General features: G+C 48.0%; 2 protein-coding genes. Both read left to right on the forward strand.

Annotation, left to right across the window (positions count from 1 at the left end; translation table 11 throughout):
* Positions 1 to 7: 7 nt before the first annotated feature.
* Positions 8 to 481, forward strand: a complete 474-nt coding sequence (locus V2S85_RS27360) for a DNA methyltransferase (protein ID WP_419198242.1) — start codon at positions 8 to 10, stop codon at positions 479 to 481.
* Positions 468 to 1739 carry a hypothetical protein gene (locus V2S85_RS27050; RefSeq protein ID WP_330705867.1) on the forward strand — a complete coding sequence of 424 codons (1272 nt, stop codon included), beginning with the start codon at positions 468 to 470 and terminating at the stop codon, positions 1737 to 1739. Before V2S85_RS27360 ends, V2S85_RS27050 begins: the two co-directional genes overlap by 14 nt.
* The last annotated feature ends 6 nt before the right edge of the window (positions 1740 to 1745 follow it).

Consider the following 1745-nt stretch of genomic DNA (forward strand, 5'->3'; position numbering starts at 1 on the left):
CGGCGAAATCAACGCCGGGCATGATGGAAATTGGTCCGAACGATGCCCTTGGTGCGCCCCGAAGCCTCGACGTCATCAAACCAGCCCGCTTCGCCAGAAATTACCCGGTTTTTGCGGGTCTCCAGCTAATCATCCGGAGCATACGGATCATCCTTGCCAGTTTCCCGTCGAACTCGCGGAACGTTGCGTACTTGCGCTGAGTAATGTCGGAGAGACAGTGCTTGATCCGTTCATTGGAACGGGGGCTACTGCAATCGCTGCCGTAAAGCATCACCGACACGCAGTTGGGATTGACAGGCATGCGCCGTATCTTGCGATCGCGGAAGAGCGCATTGCGCAGTATGCTCAGGGTGTGCTGCCGCTGAGACCTCTAGGCAAACCCGTCCGTCGCCCGCGATCAACAGAGCGGGTAGCTCAGGTTCCTTTGGAATGGACACAAGTGGAAATCGATTTGGTGGGGGCTGAAAATGGTAAAAAGTAAGCCTCTTAAGCCAAAGAAAAGAAAAGTTCTCAGCGCCGAAGAGAAGGCAAAGCGGAATCTACAACGACGTCACCGTCGCGAGATTCGTGATGTATTTTCTTCAGTAGGTTTCCGACGGGCTGAGAGTGCTTCTGATAACGAATTTACCTATGAAGGCGTGACGTCAGATTTTGATGACGTTTTTATACTTGAGAATGTCGTTGTATTTGCAGAATATACCACTGCAAGTGACATATCAGAGCATGCCAAGAAAAAATATCTCATGTACGATCGCATCAGGAAAGATGATGCACGTTTTGTTGAGTTCGCTCGCACCGCGCCATTGGACATCGATGCGGCACTGGGATCTAAATATAGTAACAACCAAATCAAGGTTGTTCTGTTATATTGCTCCTTAAATCCAGTTAAAGCTGAACTCAAAGCTCAAATCGACCATGCACTTTTTATGGATTACAGCGTAGTTCGGTATTTCAAACTATTGACTAAGACTGTGCGCAAATCGGCTCAGCACGAGCTGCTCGCATTTCTCGGTGTAGATTATAAAAATTTCTCTGACAAAGTGCTCACCACCAACTCTGCATCGCGCGAGCCGTTTAATGGTTCAGTTTTGCCAGAGCACCACTCTAAATTCCCTAAAGGCTTTAAAGTCGTCTCCTTCTACATTCAGCCTTCCGCTTTACTGGCGAGAGCGTACGTTCTTCGAAGGGACGGCTGGCGAGACAAAAGTGGCCTTTATCAAAGAATGATACTTCGCTCAAAGCTAGATTCGATCCGGAAGTATCTCGTTGATCAAAAGCGAGTATTTGTAAATAATATTATTGTAACGCTTCCACCAGGAACAAAAATTCTTGATGAAAATGAAAATACTATAGACACTGCAAATATTCATTCAACCCAGCCGGCCACCATTTCTATTCCAAGCGAATTTAATTCGATCGGCGTTATAGACGGTCAGCATCGCGTTTTTTCTTATTATGAAGGCGGCGCGAACGAAAATATAATAGGTTCGTTGAGGTCTCAGCAAAATCTCTTGGTCACTGGGATAATATACCCTGACAGTGTAAGTGATCCTGAGAAAACCCGCTTCGAAGCGGGCCTCTTCCTCGAGATCAATTCGACGCAGGCGAATGCAAAGTCAGAGCTGGAGACCCGCAAAAACCGGGTAATTTCTGGCGAAGCGGGCTGGTTTGATGACGTCGAGGCTTCGGGGCGCACCAAGGGCATCGTTCGGACCAATTTCCATCATGCCCGGCGTTGATTTCGC

Origin of the sequence: Novosphingobium resinovorum, from assembly GCF_036352595.1 — a bacterium.
Lineage (GTDB): Bacteria > Pseudomonadota > Alphaproteobacteria > Sphingomonadales > Sphingomonadaceae > Novosphingobium > Novosphingobium resinovorum_B.